20 protein-coding genes are annotated in these 23,311 nt (G+C 62.1%); 12 read left to right on the top strand and 8 right to left on the bottom strand.

Annotated features, from left to right (window positions below; translation table 11 throughout):
• Window positions 1-61: 61 nt before the first annotated feature.
• Both HFC70_RS09470 and HFC70_RS09465 read right to left on the bottom strand, forming a co-directional pair.
• Window positions 62-2,368 (bottom strand): NADP-dependent malic enzyme, encoded by a 2,307-nt coding sequence (locus HFC70_RS09470; RefSeq protein ID WP_168472995.1) that lies wholly within the window; start codon window positions 2,366-2,368, stop codon window positions 62-64.
• A gap of 170 nt (window positions 2,369-2,538) precedes the next feature.
• Window positions 2,539-2,724, bottom strand: coding sequence for a hypothetical protein (locus HFC70_RS09465; RefSeq protein ID WP_168472994.1), 186 nt, complete (start codon window positions 2,722-2,724; stop codon window positions 2,539-2,541).
• Between the two features lie 207 nt (window positions 2,725-2,931).
• Here HFC70_RS09465 and HFC70_RS09460 point away from each other — a divergent pair, with 207 nt between their 5' ends.
• From HFC70_RS09460 to HFC70_RS09435, 6 genes are all read left to right on the top strand, one after another.
• A complete protein-coding gene (locus HFC70_RS09460; RefSeq protein ID WP_210259212.1) occupies window positions 2,932-3,537 on the top strand; it encodes a TetR/AcrR family transcriptional regulator in 606 nt (201 codons plus the stop codon).
• 99 nt (window positions 3,538-3,636) lie between these two features.
• Window positions 3,637-4,482: a UDP-2,3-diacylglucosamine diphosphatase gene (locus tag HFC70_RS09455; protein ID WP_368669600.1), complete on the top strand. Its 846-nt coding sequence runs from the start codon at window positions 3,637-3,639 to the stop codon at window positions 4,480-4,482.
• A 260-nt stretch (window positions 4,483-4,742) separates the two neighbouring features.
• Window positions 4,743-5,891, top strand: coding sequence for an ABC transporter permease (locus HFC70_RS09450; protein WP_168472992.1), 1,149 nt, complete (start codon window positions 4,743-4,745; stop codon window positions 5,889-5,891).
• A gap of 10 nt (window positions 5,892-5,901) precedes the next feature.
• A complete protein-coding gene (locus tag HFC70_RS09445) occupies window positions 5,902-6,723 on the top strand; it encodes an ABC transporter ATP-binding protein (RefSeq protein ID WP_168472991.1) in 822 nt (273 codons plus the stop codon).
• A gap of 9 nt (window positions 6,724-6,732) precedes the next feature.
• Window positions 6,733-8,103 (top strand): MlaD family protein, encoded by a 1,371-nt coding sequence (locus tag HFC70_RS09440; protein WP_168472990.1) that lies wholly within the window; start codon window positions 6,733-6,735, stop codon window positions 8,101-8,103.
• Between the two features lie 29 nt (window positions 8,104-8,132).
• The gene (locus HFC70_RS09435) at window positions 8,133-8,753 is read left to right on the top strand and encodes an ABC-type transport auxiliary lipoprotein family protein (RefSeq protein ID WP_168472989.1); all 621 of its coding nucleotides are present in this window, start codon (window positions 8,133-8,135) and stop codon (window positions 8,751-8,753) included.
• A gap of 123 nt (window positions 8,754-8,876) precedes the next feature.
• On the opposite strand, the gene HFC70_RS09430 is transcribed toward HFC70_RS09435, so the two are convergent.
• Window positions 8,877-14,576, bottom strand: a complete 5,700-nt coding sequence (locus HFC70_RS09430; protein ID WP_168472988.1) for a hypothetical protein — start codon at window positions 14,574-14,576, stop codon at window positions 8,877-8,879.
• 482 nt (window positions 14,577-15,058) lie between these two features.
• On the opposite strand from HFC70_RS09430, the gene HFC70_RS09425 reads away from it, so the two are divergent.
• Window positions 15,059-15,430, top strand: coding sequence for an Hpt domain-containing protein (locus tag HFC70_RS09425; protein ID WP_168472987.1), 372 nt, complete (start codon window positions 15,059-15,061; stop codon window positions 15,428-15,430).
• A 186-nt stretch (window positions 15,431-15,616) separates the two neighbouring features.
• Window positions 15,617-15,937 carry a 2Fe-2S iron-sulfur cluster-binding protein gene (locus HFC70_RS09420; RefSeq protein ID WP_168472986.1) on the top strand — a complete coding sequence of 107 codons (321 nt, stop codon included), beginning with the start codon at window positions 15,617-15,619 and terminating at the stop codon, window positions 15,935-15,937.
• Between the two features lie 294 nt (window positions 15,938-16,231).
• Here HFC70_RS09420 and HFC70_RS09415 read toward each other — a convergent pair whose 3' ends face one another.
• Window positions 16,232-16,852, bottom strand: a complete 621-nt coding sequence (locus tag HFC70_RS09415; protein ID WP_168472985.1) for a DUF922 domain-containing Zn-dependent protease — start codon at window positions 16,850-16,852, stop codon at window positions 16,232-16,234.
• 101 nt (window positions 16,853-16,953) lie between these two features.
• Here HFC70_RS09415 and folP point away from each other — a divergent pair, with 101 nt between their 5' ends.
• The 4 genes from folP (at window position 16,954) to HFC70_RS09395 (ending at window position 19,219) form a co-directional block, all read left to right on the top strand.
• Entirely contained in the window at window positions 16,954-17,820 is an 867-nt protein-coding gene (folP, locus tag HFC70_RS09410) for a dihydropteroate synthase (protein ID WP_368669598.1), read from the top strand.
• Window positions 17,817-18,185, top strand: coding sequence for a dihydroneopterin aldolase (gene folB, locus HFC70_RS09405; protein ID WP_168472984.1), 369 nt, complete (start codon window positions 17,817-17,819; stop codon window positions 18,183-18,185). Before folP ends, folB begins: the two co-directional genes overlap by 4 nt.
• The gene (folK, locus tag HFC70_RS09400; protein ID WP_368669613.1) at window positions 18,175-18,705 is read left to right on the top strand and encodes a 2-amino-4-hydroxy-6-hydroxymethyldihydropteridine diphosphokinase; all 531 of its coding nucleotides are present in this window, start codon (window positions 18,175-18,177) and stop codon (window positions 18,703-18,705) included. The genes folB and folK overlap by 11 nt, the downstream gene beginning before the upstream one ends.
• 91 nt (window positions 18,706-18,796) lie before the next feature.
• Window positions 18,797-19,219, top strand: coding sequence for a hypothetical protein (locus HFC70_RS09395; RefSeq protein ID WP_168472982.1), 423 nt, complete (start codon window positions 18,797-18,799; stop codon window positions 19,217-19,219).
• A gap of 26 nt (window positions 19,220-19,245) precedes the next feature.
• On the opposite strand, the gene HFC70_RS09390 is transcribed toward HFC70_RS09395, so the two are convergent.
• The 4 genes from HFC70_RS09390 to HFC70_RS09375 form a co-directional block, all read right to left on the bottom strand.
• On the bottom strand, window positions 19,246-19,794 hold the full coding sequence (locus HFC70_RS09390) for a hypothetical protein (protein WP_168472981.1): 549 nt from the start codon (window positions 19,792-19,794) through the stop codon (window positions 19,246-19,248).
• 118 nt (window positions 19,795-19,912) lie between these two features.
• Window positions 19,913-20,992 (bottom strand): YcjF family protein, encoded by a 1,080-nt coding sequence (locus HFC70_RS09385; protein ID WP_168472980.1) that lies wholly within the window; start codon window positions 20,990-20,992, stop codon window positions 19,913-19,915.
• Entirely contained in the window at window positions 20,989-22,464 is a 1,476-nt protein-coding gene (locus tag HFC70_RS09380; protein ID WP_168472979.1) for a YcjX family protein, read from the bottom strand. Before HFC70_RS09380 ends, HFC70_RS09385 begins: the two co-directional genes overlap by 4 nt.
• A 127-nt stretch (window positions 22,465-22,591) precedes the next feature.
• Window positions 22,592-23,104 (bottom strand): histidine phosphatase family protein, encoded by a 513-nt coding sequence (locus tag HFC70_RS09375; RefSeq protein ID WP_168472978.1) that lies wholly within the window; start codon window positions 23,102-23,104, stop codon window positions 22,592-22,594.
• Window positions 23,105-23,311: the final 207 nt, after the last annotated feature.

The raw sequence follows: 23,311 nt of genomic DNA, 5'->3' as shown, positions 1-23,311 counted from the left end.
GCTGAATTGGACAGGAGACGCGCAGCCGGTCCGCGGCCGCGCGTCCAAGAGAGGGCCGGTCTCAGGCCGGCTGCGATGCCTCGACCACGGCAAGCGCTGCCATGTTGACCACGCCGCGCGACGTGACCGAGGACGACAGGATATGGGCGGGCAGGGCAGCGCCCAGCAGGATCGGCCCGACATGCAGGGCGTCCATCATGGTGCGCACGATGCCGAGCGAGATGTTTGCCGCGTCGAGATTGGGGAAGACCAGCAGGTTGGCCTCGCCGGTCAGCGTGCTGTCCGGCATGGCGCGCTTGCGCAGGGCTTCCGACAGGGCCGAGCCACCCTGCATTTCGCCGTCCACCTCAAGCTCCGGTGCCGCCTGCTTGATGATCGCCAATGCGTCGCGCATCTTGCGGGCGCTTTCGGAATCCCGCGAGCCGAAGTTCGAATGGGAGAGCAGGGCGGCGCGGGGCGTGATGCCGAAACGGCGGATTTCCTCGGCCGCAAGGATCGTCATCTCGGCGATTTCGGCAGCCGGCGGATTGTGGGTTACGAAGGTGTCGGTGAAGAAGATCGCGCCGCGCTGCGAGATCAGCAGGCTGAGGCCGGAAAAGGCGCAGACACCCGGCTTCTTGCCGATGATCTGGCGCACATCGCGCAAATGCCGGTCGAAGCGGCCTTCGACACCGCAGATCAGCGCATCGGCATCGCCGCGTTTCACCGCCAGCGCGCCGATCACGGTGCTGCTGGTGCGCACGATGGTGCGGGCCGCCTCCGGGTTCACCCCGGCGCGGCCGACCAGTGCCAGATATTCATCGACATAGTCGCGGTAGCGCGGATCGTCTTCCGGGTTCACCACCTCGAAATCCGTACCCGGCCGGATGCGCAGGCCGAAGCGCTCCAGCCGCGTCTCGATGATCTGCGGGCGGCCGATCAGGATCGGCTTGCCGATACCGTCTTCCAGAAGCACCTGGGCGGCGCGCAGCACCCGTTCGTCTTCGCCTTCGGCAAAGATCACCCGCTTGTTGGCGGCGGTCTTGGCATTGGTGAAGATCGGCTTCATCACGAAGCCGGAACGGAACACGAAGCGGTTGAGCTGGTCGAGATAGGTGTCGAAATCGCTGATCGGACGACGCGCCACGCCGCTGTCGGCCGCAGCCCTGGCGACCGCTGGCGCGATGCGCAGGATCAGCCGCGGATCGAACGGCGAGGGGATCAGGTAATTGGGACCGAAGATCGGCGCTTCACCGGAAACGGCCTTGGCGGCCACTTCCGAGACTTCCTCGCGGGCGAGTGCGGCGATCGCCTTGACCGCTGCCATCTTCATCTCTTCGTTGATCGTGGTGGCACCACAATCGAGCGCGCCGCGGAAGATATAGGGGAAGCAGAGAACGTTGTTGACCTGGTTGGGAAAGTCCGACCGGCCGGTGCAGATCATCGCATCGGGCCGGGCGCTGCGCGCCAGTTCCGGCATGATTTCCGGCGTCGGATTGGCCAGCGCCATGATCAGCGGCTTTTCCGCCATCTGCGCCAACAGTTCCGGCTTCAGCACGCCGGCGGCCGACAGGCCGAGGAACACATCGGCGCCGCCGATGCTTTCAGCCAGCACGCGCTTGTCGCTGTCCTGGGCATAGACCTCTTTCCACGGGTCCATCAACTCGTTGCGGCCCTTGTAGACCAGGCCCTCGATATCGTGCACCCAGATGTTTTCCGGTTTGGCGCCGAGCGCCACCAGCAGGTTGAGGCAGGCGAGGGCGGCGGCACCTGCGCCCGAGGCGACGATCTTCACGTCATCGATGCGCTTGCCGGCCAGTTCCAGCCCGTTGAGGATGGCGGCGGCAACGATGATGGCGGTGCCGTGCTGGTCGTCGTGGAAGACCGGAATATTCATCTTTTCGCGTAGCAGGCGCTCGACTTCGAAACATTCCGGCGCCTTGATGTCTTCCAGATTGATGCCGCCGAAAGTCGGCTCCAGGGCGGAGACAGTAGAGACCATCGCCTCGACGCCCGGCGCATCGATCTCGATGTCGAAGACGTCGATGCCGGCGAATTTCTTGAACAGGACGGCCTTGCCTTCCATGACCGGCTTGGAGGCCAGCGGCCCGATATTGCCGAGCCCGAGCACAGCGGTGCCGTTGGAAATCACAGCGACCAGATTGGCGCGGGCGGTATAATCGTCGGCCATTTCGGGATTGTCGCGGATCGCCAGGCATGGGGCGGCAACGCCCGGCGAATAGGCAAGTGCCAGATCGCGCTGGTTGCCAAGCGGCTTGGTGGCCTGGATCTCCAGTTTCCCGGGGCGGGGATAGCGATGGTAAAACAGCGCCTGAGAATCGAGGTCGGCCGCCGTCGCTGCCTGCTTGTTCTTGTCCGTGGGATTCATGCTTTTTCGTGTCCGGTTTAGTCACTGGTATGCGTTCATGCATACACCAAATGAACCGAACTGGGAGTACCCTGTGGAACTCCCAACCGATTTTGTCATACCGATGCCGGCACGGCGATGGATTCTGCCCGGACAAGGGCCATGTGGCGGCGGCTCAACCCTACTCAGCGTCAGGTCGAGGGCGAGACGACGGGCGGCAGGGTCGTCGCATGCAAACCATATTTCGACTGGGCACATTCCTCGGCGGAAAGGCCCGCTTTCGCGCAGGCCACCGACTTCTCATCGGCAGGCTTGGTGGTTTGTGAGCAGCTGGCAAGTGCGGCGAGCAATAGCGAGGCAAGCAGCAGTTTCTTCATATCGGTTCTCCTGGCAACGGTCTCTCGACCGGTGTAAATGAACTGGTACGATTTATTTTGAACATAATTGTTCAAATGTCAACATCATTGATCTTGTAGTCATGTGTTGTTATTGTGGAGTTCGATCTCGATCTCGATCTCGATCTCGATCTTGGCGGAAGCCACCCGCCAGAATGGCTCGATGTGTAAGAAAAGGAACACGGCGCTTTGAAATCTGTCGTCCAGTGTCGCATCCATGAAGCGGCGATGCGTCTATTCGCACGGGTCGGTGCAAACCGGGTGAATGTCAGTGACCTGGCTCTCGAAGCGGGCGTGGCACGAGGCACAATCTACAATGCCGTGCAGAATCCCGACCACCTGTTTGAGGATGTTGCCAGCGATCTGGCCGGAGAGATGCAGGAGCGTGTGCGAGCCAGCGTCGATGGTCTTGACGATCCGGCAGTGCGGCTTTCCTGCGGTATTCGTCTCTTCATTCGGCGCGCACACGAGGAGCCGCAGTGGGGACGCTTCATCGTGCATTTTGGTTTCAGCAATACGTCCTTGCGGGCGCTGTTGACCGCCTCGCTCACCGACGAGATTGCCGAAGCGATCACACGCGGCCGCTATGCGATCGGTCCGGACCAAGTTACCTCCACAGTCGGGGTAATAGCGGGGGCGACCTTGTCGGGCATGATGCTGGTGCAGGAAGGCTACAAGAGTTGGCGCGATGCCGGCAGCGAAGTGGCCGAATTAATTCTGGTGGCTCTTGGTGTCACACGCAACGAGGCGGCCGAGATCGCACACTGCGATCTGCCGCAATTGGTCGCGGCTTAATGGCGTTGCCGGAACCCAATTTCGCGGCCTGTCATGTTCCTGAAACAAGACTCTGATTTGGAAAAAGGGAAAAGGCTCGTCAAGCGAGAGGCCATCACCGTGAATTCAGAACCGGCAACCAGGCATTTCAGAACCCTGTTCATTTCCGACGTGCATCTCGGCTCGAAGGCGGCAAAGACCGACTTCCTGCTGGATTTCCTACGCTGCCATGAGGCTGATACGATCTTCCTGGTCGGCGACATCGTCGATGGCTGGCGGCTGAAACGCAGCTGGTACTGGCCGCAGGATTGCAACGACGTGGTCCAGAAGCTGCTGCGCAAGGCGCGCAAGGGCACGCGCATCGTCTACATTCCCGGCAATCACGACGAATTCCTGCGCGGCTTTCCCGGTTCCCATTTCGGCGGCATCGAAGTCGCCGAGCGCATGATCCACGAGACGGCCGACGGCAAGAAATATCTGGTACTGCATGGCGACGAATTCGACGTGGTGGTGCGCAATGCCCGGCTTCTCGCCTATCTCGGCGACTGGGCCTATGACATGGCCATTGCCATCAATATCCTTCTGGCCCGCGTCCGCCGCGTCATCGGGCTGCCCTATTGGTCGTTTTCGGCCTGGGCCAAGCTGCAGGTCAAGCAGGCGGTCAATTTCATCGGCGAATTCCAGCGCGTGGTGGCCGAGGAAGCCCGCCGCAACGAGGTCGATGGCGTGATTTGCGGCCATATCCACCATGCTGTCATGGAGGATATCGACGGCATCCACTACATCAACACCGGCGATTGGGTGGAAAGCTGCACGGCCATTGTCGAACACTATGACGGCCGTTTCGAGCTGATTTCCTGGGGACACCGTATCGGCGCGCCGGTCGAACTGAAGGCACTCACCGCCGACAGGCCGATTGCCATGCCTGCCGAAACTGCGAAGGCGGGCGACGTCCAGGCGGCGTGAAACCCCTAGCGATCGCGGTTTGTCCATAGCCCGCAGCATCCATGATCGGTCTGCTGCGTGTCGTATGGGCGGCAAATACGAACCGCAGACCCGTTGAATGCGACAATATGTGTTGCTGCTGGGTAACGGGCCGCCTTTAGTGTCGCGAAGAGATGGAATTGCTGCAAAGGCAGGCTATATTGAAAACGAATACGACTCTTCGGCATTTGCCTTGAACAACCGGTTCAACGCCGTCGAAAGCCTGGAAAGTTTGAACCATCTTGAAGTCGCCACAACAGGACACCGCTGCGCTGGCAGCCGAAGATGCGCCTGGAGGGGCAGGGCGCCGGCTGATTCTGAGCGGCCGTTGGCGCAATGACAGCCTGGAGCCTGTGCTGCAGCAACTCGACACCATAGGTGCGAGCGGCAAGGACGTGGTCGAGGTAGACCTTTCCGGCATTTCAAGCATGGACATGGCCGGCGCCTGGCTGGTGCGGCGCATGCTGAATGCGTCGCGTCAAAACGGTGGCGCGGCCGAGGTGGTCAATGCCGACGAGGCGATGCGCGAACTGGTGGCGGCCTTGCCGGAAAGTACCGACGTGCCGAAAAAGGCCGTGACGCGTCTGCCGCTCTTTCAGCGGATCTTTGCCCCGATCGGCGAAATGGCGGCGGGGCTTTGGTACGATGCGGTCGCCATGATGTATGTGCTCGGCTCTGCCGTGCGCGGCGCCCAGACCAAGCGCAGCCGCGGCCCTGGCGTGTCGCCGGCCTCCGTCGTCAACCAGCTCGATCACATGGGCGTTCGCGCTGTACCGATCATCGTGCTGATGTCCTTCCTGATCGGCGCGATCATCGCCCAGCAGGGTGCCTTCCAGCTGCGCTATTTCGGCGCCGAAGTCTTCGTCGTCGATCTGGTCGGCATCCTGCAATTGCGCGAAATCGGCGTGCTGCTGACCGCCATCATGATTGCCGGACGATCGGGCAGTGCCATCACCGCCGAAATCGGCTCGATGAAGATGCGCGAGGAGATCGACGCGCTCAAGGTTATTGGCCTCAATCCGATCGGTGTTCTGGTCTTTCCGCGCCTGGTGGCGCTCACCATCGCTTTGCCGCTTTTGACTATCATCGCCAATTTCGCGGCGCTCTACGGCGCTGCGGTGGTGGCATGGAGCTATTCGGGCATCACATTCGAGGTCTTTGCCACCCGCCTGCACGATGCGGTCGACTATTCGACGCTGGCGTCGGGCATGATCAAGGCGCCTTTCATGGCGCTGATCATCGGCATCGTCGCAGCCGTCGAGGGCATGAAGGTCGGCGGCAGCGCCGAATCGCTCGGACGCCACGTCACGGCAGCGGTGGTCAAATCCATTTTCGTCGTCATTCTCGTGGATGGGCTCTTTGCCATATTCTACGCGGCCATAGACTTCTAGGGAGGCCGGGATGAACGCAGCAGAGATGAAGCCACCAAACGAAGAGCGTGAAACCGTCCTGTCGGTCCGCGGCCTGACGGTCGGCTTCGGCGACAAGATCGTTCTCGACAAGCTCGACCTCGATATCTATCGCGGCGAGATTCTCGGCTTCGTCGGTGCCTCCGGCGCGGGCAAGTCGGTGCTGATGCGCACGGTCCTGCGCCTCCTGCCGCGCCGCTCGGGCAAGATCTCCATTCTGGGCGCCGACTATGACACCGTCAGCGAGGAAGATCGCATCGGGCTCGACACGCGCCTCGGCGTGCTCTTCCAGCAGGGCGCGTTGTTCTCGTCGCTGACCGTCAAGGAAAACATCCAGCTGCCGATGCGCGAATACCTGCATTTGCCGAAATGGCTGATGGAAGAACTTGCCTATCTGAAGATCCAGATGGTCGGGCTCGAGGCGGATGCCGGCGACAAATATCCCTCCGAGCTGTCCGGCGGCATGATCAAGCGTGCGGCACTCGCCCGCGCCCTGGCGCTTGATCCCGACCTGGTCTTTCTCGATGAGCCGACGTCCGGTCTCGACCCGATCGGCGCTGCCGAATTCGACGAGCTGATCATGCGCCTGCGCGATACGCTGGGGCTGACCGTCTATATGGTGACCCACGACCTGGACAGCCTGTTTTCCGCCTGTGACCGCATTGCCGTTCTGGGACAGAAGCGTGTATTGGTTGAAGGAACTTTGGACGATATGCTGGCCTGCGAGGATGAGTGGGTGAAGACCTATTTCCGAGGAAAGCGTGCGCGCTCCATTCCACGGCCGGACCCGGCCATTGAAAATCCGCAAGAGTGATTGAGACTGATGGAAACCAAAGCCAATTACGCAATCGTCGGATTTTTTACCATCCTGGTCATCGCCGCAGCCTTTGGCTTCGTCTACTGGATGGCGGAGTATGGCCGCGGCGGGCCTATGGCGCCGCTCGCCATCCGCATTCCTGGCTCTGCCAACGGCCTGAGCGTCGGTTCCCCCGTCCGCTTTAACGGCATCCAGGTGGGTTCCGTCCGCAATCTCTACATCGACCGCGACGATCCGAAATTTTCGGTGGCATTCACCGAGGTCCAGGCCGATGCCCCGGTGCGCAGCACGACAAAGGCGATCCTTGAAATCCAGGGACTGACCGGCGCTGCCTATATCGAGTTGTCCGGCGGCGATGTCGGTGGCGAGAACATTCTGGCCAAGGCAATCTCGACCGGTGAGCCGGCTATGCTGGTTGCCGACCAGTCGAGCGTCACCAATCTTTTGGCGACAGCTGACAAGATCCTGAAACGGGCCGATGACGCGATCGGCGAACTCCAGGGCTTCATCACCGAAGCTCGAGGCCCGCTGACCAATACGGTCAAGAATGCCGAGACCTTTTCCAAAGCGCTGGCCGACAATGCCGACGGCATCGACAAGTTCCTGACCAGCGTCAGCGCCCTGTCCGATACGGTCACGGGATTGTCGGGTCGGCTCGATTCGACGCTCACGGCTGCGGAAGAACTGCTGCGCTCCGTCGATACCAAGAAGGTCGACAGTATCCTCGCCAATGCCGAGGCTTTCTCGGCCAAGATTGCTGCAGCATCCGACAAGGTTGGCGCGGCTGTGGATGGCTTTACGGCAACGGCTGATACCTTCAACCAGTTTGGCAAGAATGCCGGGGAAACGCTGCGCAAGATCGATGGGCTGGTGGCGTCCGTCGACAGTCAAAAGGTTACGCAGGTCGTCGACGACGTGTCGGTGGCGGTTGCCGACGCGCGCAAGGCCGTGTCCGAATTCTCCGCGCTTAGCACCCGCATCAGCGGCCGGCAGGAGGATATCGACCAGGCCATCACGGACTTTACCCAGCTGTCCAACAAGCTCAACAACGCCTCCAGCCGCGTCGACGGCATCCTGCTGAAGGTGGATGCGCTGCTGGGGTCCGACGACACCAATTCCCTGTCGGCCGAAGCGCGCCGGACCCTGGAGTCGATCCGCGGCGTGGCCGACAACCTGAACGCAAAGATCGGGCCGATCGCCGACAATCTGACGCGCTTCTCGTCGTCCGGGCTCAAGGATATCGAGACGCTCGTTGACGACACCCGCCAGACCGTGCGCAACCTCGATGATGCGATCACCAATTTCGATCGCGATCCACAAAGGCTGCTGTTCGGCGGCGATACGATCAAGCAATATGACGGACGGACGCGTCGATGAGCCGCGCGAACGCAAGGGAATGGGACAGCATGAGCGGATCTGAACGGGTTTTGCGTCGACGGGGTTTGCTGGCCGCCGCCATGGCTTTGCCATTGGCGGCACTCGGCCTTTCGGGCTGTGGCAGCACGGCTGCCAAGAATGATACGTATGATCTGTCTGCCTCGGCGGTGACGACCTCTGCGCCTGCCGCCAGCCGTCGCCAGATTCTCGTGCCCGATCCGACGGCGCTCAAGGCGCTCGACAGCGAAATGGTGCTGGTGCGGGTGAGCGCCTCGGAGGTGCAGTATCTGTCGAAATCCCAGTGGAGCGACAAGCTGCCGCGCATGGTGCAGTCCAAGCTGGTGGAAGCCTTCGAGAACACCGGCAAGCTTGGCGGCGTCGGCAAGCCGGGGCAGGGACTGGCGATCGACTACCAGCTGATCACCGATATCCGCGCCTTCGAGATCGACACGTCAGGCGCCGACCGTGCCGTTGTCGAGATCTCGGTGAAGATCCTCAATGATCGCAACGGCTCTATCTCGGCGCAGAAGGTGTTCCAGGCCACGGTGCCAAGCCACGGCTCCGAGAACAGTGCCTATATCGCCGCCCTCGACAGTGCCTTTGCCGCGGTGACCGGCGAGATCGTCGCCTGGACCTTGAACGCCATCTGATACCGGGCTGGGCCGGCGCCCGCCGGACTTGACGCCCGATACAAGCCTATACCAATACAAAATGCCCCGGATCGCTGTCGATCCGGGGCATTTTTTGTCTGGTAAATGTACCGGCCTTGCCGGTTAGCTGAAGCGGCCTGCCGCATGAGCGAGCATCGTATAGACCTTGCCGGTATCGGAGGTCAGGTACGACTGCGTCACGGATTTGTCGCGATCGGTGCGGGCGACATCGGCGAGCAGCTTTTCGAAATCGGCAATGTAGCGGTCGACGGCCGTGCGGAATTCCGGTTCGCGGTCGTACTTGCGCTTGATCTCGTCGAAAGTCTGCTGGCCTTTCAACGTGTAGAGCCGGCGCGTGAACACGTCCCGCTCGCCACGCTGGTAGCGGCGCCACAGATCGACCGAGGCATCGTGGTCGATGGCGCGGGCGATATCGACCGACAGCGAGTTCAGCGATTCAACCATGTGCTTCGGATTGCGATTGTCCGTCACGCGGGCGGCCGGTGCAGCCTCGGGGGCCGGGCGGGGTGTCGCAGCGCGGATCGTCGGGGCGGCGTCCAGCGGCTCCTCGCGTGAAGCGCCGCGCAACAGGTCGCTGATCCACCCGCCGCTGGTTTCCTCGCGAAGCGCCACGGGCGCTGCACTCGTGCCGAGCGTCAGGCTGCCGCGCAGGCCAAGCGGCTCCGCGGGCTTGGTGGCGACCGGTGCAGGTGCTGGAGCAGGCGCCGGGGCGGCAGTGGCGACAGGAGCTGGAGCAGGCGGGCGCTTCGGTGCCTCTACTGGTCGGGCCTGGGCAAGGGTGCGGGCCACCGGCTCGGAAATTTCGAGATGCTGGCTGGATTTGCCGACCAGCTGCGAAATGTCCTGCAGCGCCTTGATCTGCTCGGCCACGGCCCGCCGCATGGCGGTCGCACTTTCCTTGGCTTCCTCGGGCAGATCGAAGGCACCGCGCTTGAGCTCGTTGCGCGTCAGGTCCAGTTCCTTGCGGATGTCGATCGCCGACTTGCGGATCTCGTCGGTTGCGCCGGAGAAGCGACCAAGCGCCTCTTCGACCGACTGACGCACGGCTTCGCGCATGTGGTTGGCGGCGCCGTCGGACTTGCGGCCGGCCTCTTCGAGGATACGGTCGACATCCGACAGCGAGGCGGACAGGCCGCCCTGCAGCCGATCGGTCAGCTGCGTGGAGCGCTTTTCCGCATCCGCCAGGGTCTTCTCGATGGCGCGATTGGCGTCTTCGCCAGCCGAGATCAGCGCATCGCGCATGGTGCCGGCGGTGGCCTGGGCCTTCTTCTCGGTCTCGCCAAGGATCTGGCCGATATCGGTGAACGACGACTGGATGCTCTGGCGCAGGTTGCCGGCCACCTGACCGGAGCGCTGTTCAGCCCGCTCGAATGCCGTCTCGACCATGTTGGCGAGCGTCTTCATGGTGATTTCAATCTCTTCCGACCGCTTGACGAGGCCGACCGACAGGTCGCGCAGCGCCTGCTGGCGTTCCTCAAGCGTGCCGGCGAGGTTCGACTGGGCAGCGCCCAACAGATCGGACGCTTGGCCAAGCACCTTGGAATGGTCGCCGAAGCGGCTGACGATGCCGGTGACCTGCGCCAGCGCCTCGTTGGAGACTGCCGACAGTTTTTCGAGCTTGCCGTCCAGCAGGCGACCGGAGGTCGACAGCAGGTCAGCGGCCTTCGACGTGGTCTCTGCCAGGCGTTCCGTCGTCGCGCCGAACTGGCGGTCGGCGGCGTGGAGCGTTTCGGCAGCCTGTTCGACCAGGGCGGTGATGCTGGAATTGCTCTCGGCAAGCTTGTTGATCATGCTACCGGCGCTGGCAGCAAGGCTGTCTTCCGCAGCGCTGAGCTGTTGGGCGGCATGGGACGCCCGGGCGGCGATCGCATCCACCAGCACGGTGTTTTCGGACCGCAGCCGCTGGGCGCTTTCTTCCGCGGCCGTCGAGATCCGCTCTGCCGCCTCGCGGCCGATATCGGCAAATTCGGCAACGGTCGGCTTGGCCTTCTCGTCGATCAGGCGCGACAGTTCGGCCGAGCGGCTCGACAGCATGGAGTTGAGATCGCGGGTCCGCTCGTCGAGTGCCGAACGGATCGCGTTGCCGCGGGCCTCCAGCGCCTTGTCGACGGTCGCAAGCGTCGCGTGGATTTCGTCCGTGCTGCCGGCAAGGGCGGCACGAATGGAGGCGGCCCTTGCGTCGAGCGCGGTTTCTGCTGCCTCCAGGGTCGAGGCGATGTCGCTGGTGCTGCCAGACAGGGACGCCTTGATCGAGGCAGCCCGTGCTTCCAGCGCCTGTTCGGCTTCATTCAAGGTGCTGGCAATGGAGGAGACGCGATTGCCGACCAGGGCTTCGGCATCGGCCACCTTGCGCACGATCGCGTCGCCGGCCTCGGAGAAGCTCTGGGCAAGCGCCACGGTCTGGCCAGCCAGGCGGCTCTGGGTTTCCGAAATGCGGGTGGAAAGCTCCTGCGAGCGCTCCTCGACGGAGCGGCTGAATTCGGCATGCTTGGCGCCGATCGTTTCGGCGAAGTCCGAACCGGTCTTGTTCAAGAGTTCGGCGGAACGCAGTGCCTCGCTGTCGAGTTCCTTGGCGGCATCCGCCACGGCGCCACGCAGGCTGGCGGCAAGGCCCGCCGCCTTGCCTTCGATCGTGCTGTTGACGTTCTGCAGGCCGATATTGAGGGCCCGGTCCATCGTCGACAGGCGTTCGTCGATCATCGCCGTGCGGCTGTCGAAGGTCTCGGCGACTCGCGCCGTTCCTTCGTCGAGCGTCTGGGCGATCCGTGCCGTCGCATCACTGCTGACGCGCTCGATATCGGTGACCTTGTCGGCCAGCTTCTCGGCAAATTTCTCGCCGGCATCGCCGACACGGGCATCGACACCGTCGAGGCCGTTGCGAATCCGGTCCTCGAGCGTGCCAAGGCTGACTTCGATGCGGGTGCTGGTCTCATTGAGCCGGTTGGCCATGCCTCCGATCGAACCTTCGACGCGGGTCGAGAAATCCTCGGCGGTCCGGGTGATCTCGGCTGCCGCATCGCCAAGCTGCCCGGTAATGGCGCCGGCCGTGCCGCGCAGCCGTTCGTCCAGGGCCTGGCTGCTGGCGTCGATCGCCAGGCGCAGGGCGTCCTGGTGATCTTCCAGCGTCATTTCGAGCATGCCGGTGCTGGCAGCGACAGTTGCACCGATCGACGTGCCCTGTTCGTTCAGCGTCTCTTCGAGCTGTTCGCGGGCCTCGTTGAGGGCCAGCATGATGGCGTTGCTGCGCTCGTCGAGCGTCGAGCGAATACGCTCGTGGGTGTCACCGAGCGTTCCTTCCAGGTGCGAGACGCCAGCCTGAAGGCCGCTCTCGATACGCTGGATGCCGTCGCCGAGTACGGCTTCGACTCTGTTGCCGCTGGCATTGAGGGTGTTCGACAGATGGTCGGCATGGGCCGACAGGGACAGATCGAGCCGTTCCTGGTTTTCCACGTAAGCGCTGCGGATCGCTTCGGCCTTGTTGCTGAAGGCCGCCTCGATACGGCTGTCGGCATCCGCGACGGTCTCGATGATGGTCTGCGCCTTGCGATCGAGCGTCTCGGCCAGCCGGCCCTCTGTCGCTGCCATCGAATTGAGGATGGTGCCGGCGCTGGTGTCGAGGATCTCGGCAAAGCGCTCCTGGTTGCCCGACAGCGAATTGAGGATCGCTTCCGAACGGCTGCCCAGCGTTTCCTCGAAACGAGTCTGGTTTGATGACAGCGCGTGATAAAGGGCATCGCTGCGCTCGGCCAGAACGGCATCGATCCGCTGATGGGCCGTCGTCAGGTTCTCGCCGATCTCCTGGGTGCTGCGCGCAAGGGTCGTTGCAAGCTCATGGGTGCCACGGTCGAGGTTGGCGGCCAGTTCCAGGTTGCTACGACCAAGGTTTGTCGACAGCTCCTGATTGCCACGGTCGAGATTGGCAGCCAATTCCTGGGTGCCACGGTCAAGGTTGGTGGACAGTTCCCGCGTGCCACGGTCGAGATTGGCGATCAGTTCCTGGTTGCCCCGATCGAGGTTCGTTGCCACGTCTTCCGCACCGCGGCCGAGCGTAGCGGCAAGCTCCTGCTTGCTGCGATCAAGCGCTGTCGCAATTTCCTGGGTGCGGGAGGACAGCACCTCGTCGATGCCGTCCTGGCCGCTGCCAAAGGCGACGGCCAGCGCGAAGGACTGGTCGGTCAGGCTGGAGCCGAGCCGCTCGATGCTGGAATTCAGGATGCCGTCGATCGCCTCGGAACCGCCGCTCAGCGTCTCGTTGATGCGGGCAAGGCTCTCCATCAGCTTGCTGTCCAGCGAGCCGGCGCGCTGGTCGAAGGCGCTGGCAAATTCCGCGACGCGGTCGTCGAATGCGGTATTGACCTGGCCGATCGTCGCCTGCAGGCGTTCCTCGAACAGGCCGGAGCGCAGATCGAGATCAACGATCGCATCATCGGCGCTCGATTGCAGGCTCTGGCGGAAGGTTGCGCTCTTTTCCTCGAGCGATGCATTGAGCTTGGACAGAACGCCGTCGAGCGAGCTGGTCAGGTTGGTTTCACCGCTGGACAGGCTGTCGGCGATCTCGCGGGTACGGGCAATCAGCGTTTCGTTGAGCTGTTTTGCCCTTTCGCTGAGTGCCTCGTTCAGCTTCTCGGTATTGGCGTCGAGCGTCGAGGCCCGTGTCTCGAACTGGCTCAGAAGTTCCTGACCATGTTGCGACAAGGTCGAGGTCAGGCCCTGCAGGCGTGTGTCGAATTCGGTCGTCAGCGAGAAACCGGCGGCACCGAGCGTCTGCACCAGATCGTCGGTCTTGGCGGTCAGCAGGCTGCCGAGCGCCGTTGCGGCATTGTCGGACCGCTCCATCAGGGCTGCGGCGCGCGTATCGATCATCGAGGCGAAGGCTTCGCCGGAGGTCGCAAGCCGCACCGAGATTTCCTCGGTGGCCAGCGACAGCTCTTCCTTGAGCTGCTCGTGCGCGCCGACGATCGAGGTGCGGATCCGCTCGGCATGATTGACGATCGCGTCCCGTTCCGAGCCGAGTTCGTGAACCAGGCCGCGCACGCGCAATTCGTTGTCTGTATAGCTGCGCTCGAGCGCCGTCACTTCCGAATGCACAAGCGTCTCAAGCTCGGTTGCCCGTGCAATGGTCCGCTCGATGCCTTCGTTCATGGCCGACACTTCGCGCCGGACGGCCTGACCCACGGTCATGATGCGCTCGGACGCAATGGTCTCCGGCTCGGACAGGCGCAGGGCCACCTCGGCCATGGAGCGGGCGACATTGCGCAGGTCATGGGCGCGCGCCATCATGATGGCAAAGGCGAAGAACAGGAAGACCGGCAGGACTGTTCCAACCAGGATGGCGACGACGCCCGGCATGGCGACAAAATCGGCAACCGTCGCGGCGGCCCAGAACTGGGCGCCGTACAACAATTGCGACAGACCGACGGCGCCGAGCGCCCAGACGATGGAAACCAGGGTGGCGTTGCGGAGTGCCGAGCGCATCGATGCGCCTTCGAGCGATTTCAGGATGGCCGAGGACGAGCGACGCGATGCGTCATTGGCCGGAGCAAAGGCCGGCGCCTTGGGGGCTGGCTCCGGCGACAGTGGGCCGCGGGCCGGATTGTCTTGGCTCGCCGGGCGCTGTTGCCTTTGCCTTGTGGCGGCGGGACGCTGATTGGTTGGATCGGACACTCTGGCCTCCGGTGCGTCAGGCGCTGGTTTCTTTTCGGGCGCCGGCGTCTCGTCTTCGTCGAATTCGATCCGCAAGGCCGCTTCAAGAGCCTGAAAAGCGCTATCGTCAATCGATTCGCTAATCTTGTTGTTCGCCATAGGGTTACGCCTCGTTACCGTCTACACGGCCGTTTTTGCCTCGCTCCCAGAAGCCGCCTGCAGGAGGGGCGCGGCAAATACGGCTAACACTGAAATTCCGCTTCCGCCGCTATGCAGATCGCAATTTCGCAACAGGATCCAATCCCGGCATTCCGCCTTCTGCAGCGAATTGATGAAATTTTCATATCATCGTCCGGTCTTGGGGCAAAGCTCTCCACCTTAAGCCCAATCCATCCGTATCGTAGTGACACATTCGCGATGTTGTTACAATTAACCGAACCTGCCAATCCTAACGGGTAGGACCCCTTATTAACAATTTTTAAACCCTGAATCTTAGCGAAAAGTCATATTTTAGCGGTATTTAATGGAAATTAACCATGTCATGAACTTTTCCCGGGGGCAGATCCTCAATTTAACCGGATTCCCACGGTTAAGCGCCAGGATCACAGCATAAAACACAACAAGAAAAGGACAATCCGGCCATGGCAGCCCTCAATATCGCCTTCGACGCTCCCGACAATTCCGGCAGCCGTAGCCCCTCCAGGACACGACCGATCGACCTTGTTCATCTCGCCACCCAGACCATGGGCGACAAGGCTTTGGAGATCGAAGTGCTGCAGATGTTTGCCCGTCAGGCCCGCGGCTGTCTGCAGGGGCTGATCGAAGGTAGTGCCGATACGGTTCAAGCCACGGCGCATCGGCTGAAGGGTGCTGCACTTGCCGTTGGCGCTTTCAGGGTGTCCGAAGCCGCAGGCGAAGTCGAGGAACGCGGCGCTGATGCTGCAAGCCTGGCCGCCGTCGGCGCCGCCGTCATCGAAGCGGAAAATTTCATTCTGAAGCTCTGCCGCTCATAGCAGATCGTGCCGGCCGGCAGGGGCGGCGAGACAGGGCGTCAGGCTGGACCTGGATTTGCCCTTGCCGACCGCTCTGCCGAACCGCTGCGTGAAGGGCTTTTTGGCCGGCCTCCATGTTGACTGGCCTGGTGAATTGTTGGATGACTTCGCCGGTTTTAATTTGGCAAAAGTCTGGATACCGAGTTTATGACACAACTGACCATCGTTGCCTTTGACGGAACGCGTTTCGAACTCGACGCCGCCGAAGGATCAACCGTCATGGAGAATGCCGTCCGTAATTCCGTGCCCGGCATCGAGGCCGAATGTGGCGGCGCCTGTGCCTGTGCCACCTGTCATGTCTATGTCGACGACGCCTGGGTTGCGGCCGTCGGCGCTCCGAGCCCGATGGAAGAGGACATGCTGGATTTTGCCGTCGACGTCCGTCCGACCTCGCGTCTCTCCTGTCAGATCAAGGTGACGGCGGGGCTGAGCGGTCTCGTCGTGCATGTGCCCGAACGCCAGGCCTGATAAAGACAAAAAAAGCCCCGCTCTCCGCGTGAACGAGGAGCGAGGCAGAGGGGCGCATCGCCATCAGGCGAGGGAGGAACACCTGTGGCACCAGGATGCGCCAGGAGAACTCGGGAAGGCAACACAACGGCTGAACTGCTGAATGACACTGTGATGACAGTTGTATTTTAGTTTTTAAGCAAGTGCTACGCTGAGAAATTGCCCGTTATTCACAGGGACTATCGCAAGTTTCGCACAGGTTTCGATGCAACCCGTCCCCAGACCTGCTTTTTTTGAGATAGGCGCTGTCGGCGCTCAGCGCGATTGCCGGGAAAGCCGGTATTGCAGCAGGCGCAGCATGCGGTTTTCAAAATTGGCTGATTCGACCCGGTCGAAACGGATCTGATCGCTGTCATGCGCCTCGATGGATTTCGCGGTTGCTTCGGCAACCTTGTCCTGCAGGATGTCGCAATTGCGCTGCGGCCGCAGCCGCTTCAGGACGGACTCCAGCTTCTTGGCATGTTGCCGGGCAATCTCGGCATGCCGTTCCTCATGGCGCTTGATGTCGCGCGACAGCGTATCCCAGATCAGGCCAAGTTCGCGGTCGGCTTTCCGGCGGTTTTTCCAGCTGGGCAGGATGATGCGGGTCGAAAGCGTCACCTTGATCGAACCGATCGAGCAACGGCCGTTGCGCTCCACATAGGTCAATTCTCCGCCGAACTTGATTTCGGTGGCCCCGGGATGACGCGATCCTGTACTCTTGGTGTAAGGTCCGTTGCGCTCCAGTTCCCGGTCGAGATCCTCGGCGGTCCGTCCGCCGATCTGGAAATAGCGGATCGTCTTCTGGGAGATCATTTCGGCGCTGGCAACGGAACTCATAACCGCCAGAAGCGCTGCCGCTGTGATGCTGGCCGCAAGGCCGCTCACTCTTGTCATTCTATGCATCCGCAGTGTTGAATTCGCCGTGACCTTGGGGCATAGCCTGCGCAAGTGCAATATCGTAACGGCGACTTTCCTGTCGGGAAGGAAGAGAATTCGTGACATTCAAGACGGTCCGCTGGCAATTGGCGCATGGACGCGCCCTCGATCTCGGCACTACGGCAAGGCTGATGGCGATCGTCAACGTGACGCCTGATTCTTTTTCCGATGGCGGCGCTCACGCAAGCGTCGAGCAAGCGGTCGATCACGCCAGGCTGTGTCTGGCCGAGGGTGCCGACATTCTCGATATCGGCGGCGAATCGACCCGTCCCGGTGCATCGCCTGTCACAGCCCAGCAGGAGCAGGACCGCGTCCTGCCGGTGATCGAGCGGCTGGCGCGCGACACCGATGCCTTGATCTCAGTGGATACCTACCGCGCCGAGACAGCCCGCCTCGCCATTTCAGCCGGTGCCCATATCATCAACGATGTCTATGGCTTGCAGAAAGAGCCTGATATCGCCAAGGTCGCTTCGGCCACAGGTGCCGGCGTCTGCGTGATGCATACCGGCCGTGGCCGCGATGCGCTGGCCGATGTCGTGGCCGACCAGTTCGACTATCTCAATCGCTCGCTGGAGATCGCGCAGGCTGCCGGCATGGCGCCGTCGACCATCGTGCTTGATCCGGGCTTCGGCTTTGCCAAGGAGACGGTCGAGGAGAACCTGCAGCTGATGGCCCGTTTCGAAGAGCTGCATGCCTTCGGCTATCCGCTTTTGGCCGGCACGTCGCGAAAACGGTTTCTCGGCACCCTGACCGGGCGGCAGGCGACAGAACGGGACGCGGCAACCGCGGCCACGTCGGTTCTGCTGCGCCTGAAGGGTGCGGCGATTTTCCGGGTCCATAATGTCGCGATCAACCGGGACGTCCTGGCCGTGGCGGATGCTATGATGGCCGCGCAATCCCTGGCTCAAGAAGGACGATCCGCATGACGGACCTCTACACGATCACATTAAAGAATTGCGCGTTTTTCGCCCGCCACGGTTTGCACGATGAGGAGGAGTTCCTCGGCCAGCGGTTTTTCGTCGACGCCGTCCTGGACGTCAAAGCCGGGGGTGCGCTGGAGAGCGATGATATCGAGAGCACGGTTGACTACGGTATCGCCTTCAAGGTGATCGAGGAGATTGTCACCGGTGCCCGGCGTTTCCTCATCGAAGCGCTGGCACTCGATATCGCCAAGGCTCTGTGCGCGCGGTTCGAAGGTATCCAGCGCGCCAGGATCACCGTCAGAAAGCCGAGCGCGCCTGTGCCCGGCATCCTCGATTATGTGCAGGTCAGTGTTGACCATTCCCGCTGAGCGTTCCTGGAGCAATGCCGCCCTCGGGCTGGGTGGCAATGTCGGCGATCCCGTGCAGGCCATGGCAAGCGCCCTTCAGGCGCTTGACGCACGGGACGATTGCACCGTGATCTCGGTGTCCCGGCTTTACCGGACACCGCCCTGGGGCAAGACCGACCAGGCCGACTTCTTCAACAGCTGTGCCCTGGTGCGCACAAGCCTGCCGCCCGAGGAACTTCTGGCCGTCTGTCTGGACCTCGAACGGGCGATGAAACGGGTGCGTCTGGAGCGCTGGGGGCCAAGGACGCTCGATATCGACATCCTGACCTACGAGGGTGTTCAGATGCAGACCGAGACGCTGGTTCTTCCCCATCCGCGCATGCTGGAGCGCGCCTTCGTGCTGATGCCGCTGGCCGACATCGCCCCGGACCTGCAGATCAACGGCCGCCCGGTGGATCTATGGCTATCAAAGACCGACCAGACCGGCATTCTCGTCGCCGACCCGGATACCACATGGTGGAAGACGGCACGGTCTGGCTGAAGTTGAGACCACGACTTGGCTCCGGGTACACCCGGTTGTGTCTTTTCCAGGAAAGCCATATATTTCAGGCAATCGAAGCAGAAAGTGAACGATGTCCGAGGATGCCGAGTTTCAGAAACGTCTGATGACCCAGCTTTCATTCGTCATTGACGGGATGAAAACGCTCAATGAACGTATTTCTGGCAATCTTGAGTCTATGGGGCGCTTTGAGGCTGAGTTCACAAAGCTATCGAGGCAGAACAATCAGTTGAGAAGTGACCTACTCGACGTGAAAACCGAGTTAGGTCAGTTTCGAGCCGAAGCGAACCAGCGGCTCCAGGCCGTTCTTCATCGAATTGACGAGATCGAGAACGCCGTTGATGGCAACTCCCATCACATCAGGGAATTGCGGATCGAGGCCCGTAGCCAGTACAATGACATTCTAACGGCAATCCAGAGCGGCCTGCAGAACAGCATCTCGTCTCGTGAACTGTCGGAGCGTGTTGACGAGTTGGAGCGCCGAGTAGGAATGTGATCGGGTGCCGGCCGTAAGCAAAAAAATCACTTCGAAATGGAGCCGACGGCGATCGGGTCGACCTTGCGGTTGAGCTTCAGGCCGATCACCGGGATCATGCGGTCTTCGACCTTCACGGAAATGGTGATGTGCATGGCAGATTCGTCGGCAAGCCGTGCCACCATCGCACCGTTCAGCTTGGCGCGGTTGATGCCCATCACGACCTTGTCGCCGGTGACCGAACCCGAAACGATGTCAAGACCCTTGCCGGCGGCGCCATCGAGGAACTGGCCGCTATAGCTGTTGCCGTTCTGCGAGATCACTGCGGTCATCGGTTGCGAGAACATGCCGACGCGGCAGGTGCCGTCCAGCTTGATGCCGGTCGATTTGCCGACAGCCGGCTCGCCCGTCAGGTTGCAGGTAAATTTCGTGCCCTTGTATTTGCCGGCGACGATTTCGCCTGGTCCGCTCCACAGGCCGCCGACCGATTCGAAGAATTGCCGATCGCGCGACGACGCATCGGCGACGGAGGCCGGGGCGAGGATGGTGGAAACGATGGCAAGAGTGCCGAAGAGCGGAAACAAGCGATACGACATCGGCTTTCCTTGACGCGGGCGACTGAAATACATGGCGCAATATAGGGTGAAAATGGTTAATGCTTCATTGCTGTTAACCACGAAAGCCGTAGCCGGCAAGAGGTGTGACGAGGTTGGCCTAGCTTTTTGATGGCTTGGAGCTGCCAGTAAGGTTGGGCGTCAGATCACCGATAAAATCGCCAATCCCGGGCCTTTTCAAGGCCTTGAAGGGCAGGGGGCGGCAAAGATCCATGGCGGCGATGCCGATCCGTGCCGTCATCAGTCCGTTGATCACGCCTTCGCCGAGCCGGGCTGAAAGGCGCGATGCGAGACCATGCCCGAGGATCTGCTGCGCCAGGCCATCGCCGACCGCGATCGAACCGGTGACGGCCAGATGCGCCACGACGTCCCTCAAGAGCCGCAGCATGCCGAAGGACCCAGGTCGACCGCCATAGAGCTCGGCCATCGCCCGCACCAGCCGGACCACTTCGAACAGCACATAGGCAAGATCCACCACGGCGCGCGGGCTGACGGCCGTGACGACCGAAACCCGCTTCGAGGCGTTGAGGATCAGCGCGCGGGCCTGGATGTCGAGCGGCTTCAGCAGTTCTCGCTCGGCCAGGTCGATCAGATGGGGAGCGTCGATGATGTCGTCTTCGGCGGCCTTCAGCGTGGCGCGCCCTTTGGCCGTTTCGGGGCGGCTGGCAACCAGCCTTTCCAGCCCTTTGACGACGGTTCGCGCTTCGGCCATGCGATTGCCGCTCGCCGCCTTCACGGCATGATCCTTGATGGTCTGGACCGCTTCCAGGCGGTAGAGACCGGCCAGTTCGCGGCCGATGGCAATGGCAAGCGCCAGCAGGCCGACCGCGAGGACCGCGATGGCACCATAGCCAAGCCAGTCCGAGCGCGCGAAAAGATCGCGGATCAGGGCATCGACCCAGAGACTGAGCGCCAGCGAAATCAGAATGGAAAAAGCACCGAGGGCCAGCTTGATGAAGGAAAACCGTTTCCGGCGCGGTGCGGCAACCGGAATGTCCAGCCCTTCCACGTCTGCGGACAGAAAGGGGTCGGATTCGTCCGGGATGATGTCGATATGGTCGTCGAAGCTGCGCGGTGTGCGGGCATGGGCGGCAGCCTGACGAGGTCTTTCTTCCGGCTCGACCGAAAAAGAGGCAGGACGGCGACCGCTTGGCGGCACGGTGGAGGGAGGCTTGCTCATGCCAGGCGATCTCCGAACAGGAACTGCAGGGCGCGGTCGAGGCGTATATGTGGCACCGACAGCGTAATGCCGCCACCGGTCTCTTCGAGCTGGGGCGGACGGAACCGCACGATGTTGAGATCGGGCAGGTCGACATGGCGATCCGGATCGTCGAGCGAACGGAACAGCGCCTGCGGATCCTCCGGAAGATCGCCCGGAAAGACCGCCGTCTTGCGCTTGCCGTCGAAGCGGTCCTGGCCGATCGTCTCTCCCTCCATCGGCGTGCCGACGATGACCGGCAGGGTGTGGCCGTCCTGCTTGACATTGGCCTCGCGGGTGGCGCGCACCGAGGCCAGCGCCATGACATCGATGCCGGCGCCCGTCATGCCGATCGTCTGGATGGCACGGTCGACCAGACGCCGGGTGATGGCCTCCAGCCGGTCATGGCTTTCATGATGCAGGTGGTCGGCCTTGGTGGCAGCCACCAGCACCCGGTCGATGCGCCGGCCGATCAGGCTCATCAGCAGACTGTTGCTGCCAGGCCGGAAGCAGGCCAGGACATCGGCCAGCGCCCTTTCCAGATCCTGCACGGCCTCCGGGCCGCGGTTGATCGCCTGCAGCGCGTCGACCAGCACGATCTGCCGGTCGAGCCGCGCGAAATGCTCGCGGAAGAACGGCTTGACCACCACCGTCTTATAGGCCTCGTAGCGGCGCTCCATCATCGCCCTGAGCGTGCCCTTCTGCGGCCGTTTCTGCGGATCGGGGGCCAGCGGCGCAAAGGTCAGGGCCGGCGAGCCGTCGAGGTCGCCGGGCATCAGGAAGCGGCCGGGCGGCAGCGTCGACAGCGATCGCTCATCCGATTTGCAGGCTTTGAGATAGGCGGCAAAAGCCGTTGCCAGTTGGCGCGCCACCATTTCATCAGCCGGGCCGTCGGGATCCACGGTGGCATTCAGCGCCAGCCAGGCGCGCGCCAGTTCGGCGCGCACGCCTGTTTGCGCCAGCGACAGGGTATTGTCGCTGAAGGTCGAAAAGTCCTGCCCCAAAAGCGGCAGGTCGAGCAGCCATTCGCCGGGATAGTCGACGATGTCGATCGCCAGCCGGCCGGACGAGAACATGCGGTTCCAGCCGCTGGCGCTTTGATAATCGATGATCAGCCGCAGTTCCGAGATGGCGCGGGTCGAATCCGGCCAGACACGATCCTTGACCAGGGCGCGGATGTGATCCTCGTACTGGAAGCGCGGCACGGCGTCGTCCGGCTGCTGCTCGAGCCGCACCGATGAAATACGGCCGGACTGCAGAGGCTCGAACAGCGGCAGCCTTCCGCCATGCAACAGGTTGTGCACCAGTGAGGATATGAACACGGTCTTGCCGGAGCGCGACAGGCCCGTCACGCCAAGCCGGATCGACGGATTGACCAGGTTGGCCGCTCGATCGGACAGGTTGTCCAGGGCGATCAGCGCTTCATCGGCAAAACTGGTTAGGGATGGTGGCACATCGACATTCCCGAATGGTGGTTGCCCCGGATATAGGCAATGGGCTGGCCAAATGAAAGGAGCGCCGGCGGCCTTTGCCGGGCGAGGCGTTCCGATCGTACGGCCGCGGGTGGAGGCCTGGAGACCGTCAGTGGATCAGGAAATCGGTGAGCTGCCAGGGTTTTGCGGATTCTGCCGGACTGTCGGGCGCGTGGTCGAGGACCGCAAGCCCCGCTGTCGGATAGCCATCGGGGATTGCCGCCTGCAGGGCGGCAGTGCCGACCAGCGTTTCCAGCACCTCTTCCATCGCCGGATTGTGACCGATCAACATGACCGACTGCACGTCACCCAGCCCGGACAACACGTCGAAATAGGTGTCGGCCGGAGCGTTGTAGAGTTCGTCGAGGAACCGGAACGGCACGGATCCCGGCATATTGCGCTTTATGGCGTCGGCCGTCTGTCGGCAGCGCAGCGCTGTCGAGCTGATCACCAGATCGGGCTTGTAGGCCTTGGCGGCCGCCGTCACGGCAACCGTTTCCGCCTCGGCAAAGCCGCTATTGCTGAGCGCGCGGTCGAAATCCCGTTCGCCGGGCTTTGCCCAGTCGGACTTGGCGTGCCGCAGGAGATAGATCCGATAAGGGGGCGGCGATACGAGGTGCATTCGTTCAGGTTCCGCTGCAGAGCTTGCTGTCATTGCACTAGCTTTTGTCCGGGAGGTCCGTCAACCGAAAGCTGGCCCTCAAGCCCTGGCCTGGTGGCATCCGCGACGGCAGAATGCCTGGGGTTGGCAGCGCGAAATGGAAATATGATGAAAAATTAGTCGTTTAGCCGATTTTTATGACAGATTTAAAAATGCCTTAACAGTGGT

It is taken from the genome of Agrobacterium sp. a22-2 (assembly GCF_012276985.1).
In the GTDB taxonomy this organism is placed as follows: Bacteria; Pseudomonadota; Alphaproteobacteria; order Rhizobiales; family Rhizobiaceae; genus Allorhizobium.
The sequence above is the reverse complement of the archived record's forward strand: the minus strand, read 5'-3'. Positions and strand labels throughout refer to the sequence as shown.

Coding starts and splice junctions, on each gene's coding strand:
- HFC70_RS09395 (WP_168472982.1), top strand. CDS start 18,797: ATGTCCGAGGATGCCGAGTTTCAGAAACGTCTGATGACCCAGCTTTCA.
- folB (WP_168472984.1), top strand. CDS start 17,817: ATGACGGACCTCTACACGATCACATTAAAGAATTGCGCGTTTTTCGCC.
- HFC70_RS09425 (WP_168472987.1), top strand. CDS start 15,059: ATGGCAGCCCTCAATATCGCCTTCGACGCTCCCGACAATTCCGGCAGC.
- HFC70_RS09390 (WP_168472981.1), bottom strand. CDS start 19,794: ATGTCGTATCGCTTGTTTCCGCTCTTCGGCACTCTTGCCATCGTTTCC.
- HFC70_RS09470 (WP_168472995.1), bottom strand. CDS start 2,368: ATGAATCCCACGGACAAGAACAAGCAGGCAGCGACGGCGGCCGACCTC.
- HFC70_RS09420 (WP_168472986.1), top strand. CDS start 15,617: ATGACACAACTGACCATCGTTGCCTTTGACGGAACGCGTTTCGAACTC.
- HFC70_RS09440 (WP_168472990.1), top strand. CDS start 6,733: ATGGAAACCAAAGCCAATTACGCAATCGTCGGATTTTTTACCATCCTG.
- HFC70_RS09430 (WP_168472988.1), bottom strand. CDS start 14,576: ATGGCGAACAACAAGATTAGCGAATCGATTGACGATAGCGCTTTTCAG.
- HFC70_RS09375 (WP_168472978.1), bottom strand. CDS start 23,104: ATGCACCTCGTATCGCCGCCCCCTTATCGGATCTATCTCCTGCGGCAC.
- HFC70_RS09415 (WP_168472985.1), bottom strand. CDS start 16,852: ATGACAAGAGTGAGCGGCCTTGCGGCCAGCATCACAGCGGCAGCGCTT.
- HFC70_RS09435 (WP_168472989.1), top strand. CDS start 8,133: ATGAGCGGATCTGAACGGGTTTTGCGTCGACGGGGTTTGCTGGCCGCC.
- HFC70_RS09385 (WP_168472980.1), bottom strand. CDS start 20,992: ATGAGCAAGCCTCCCTCCACCGTGCCGCCAAGCGGTCGCCGTCCTGCC.
- HFC70_RS09445 (WP_168472991.1), top strand. CDS start 5,902: ATGAACGCAGCAGAGATGAAGCCACCAAACGAAGAGCGTGAAACCGTC.
- HFC70_RS09465 (WP_168472994.1), bottom strand. CDS start 2,724: ATGAAGAAACTGCTGCTTGCCTCGCTATTGCTCGCCGCACTTGCCAGC.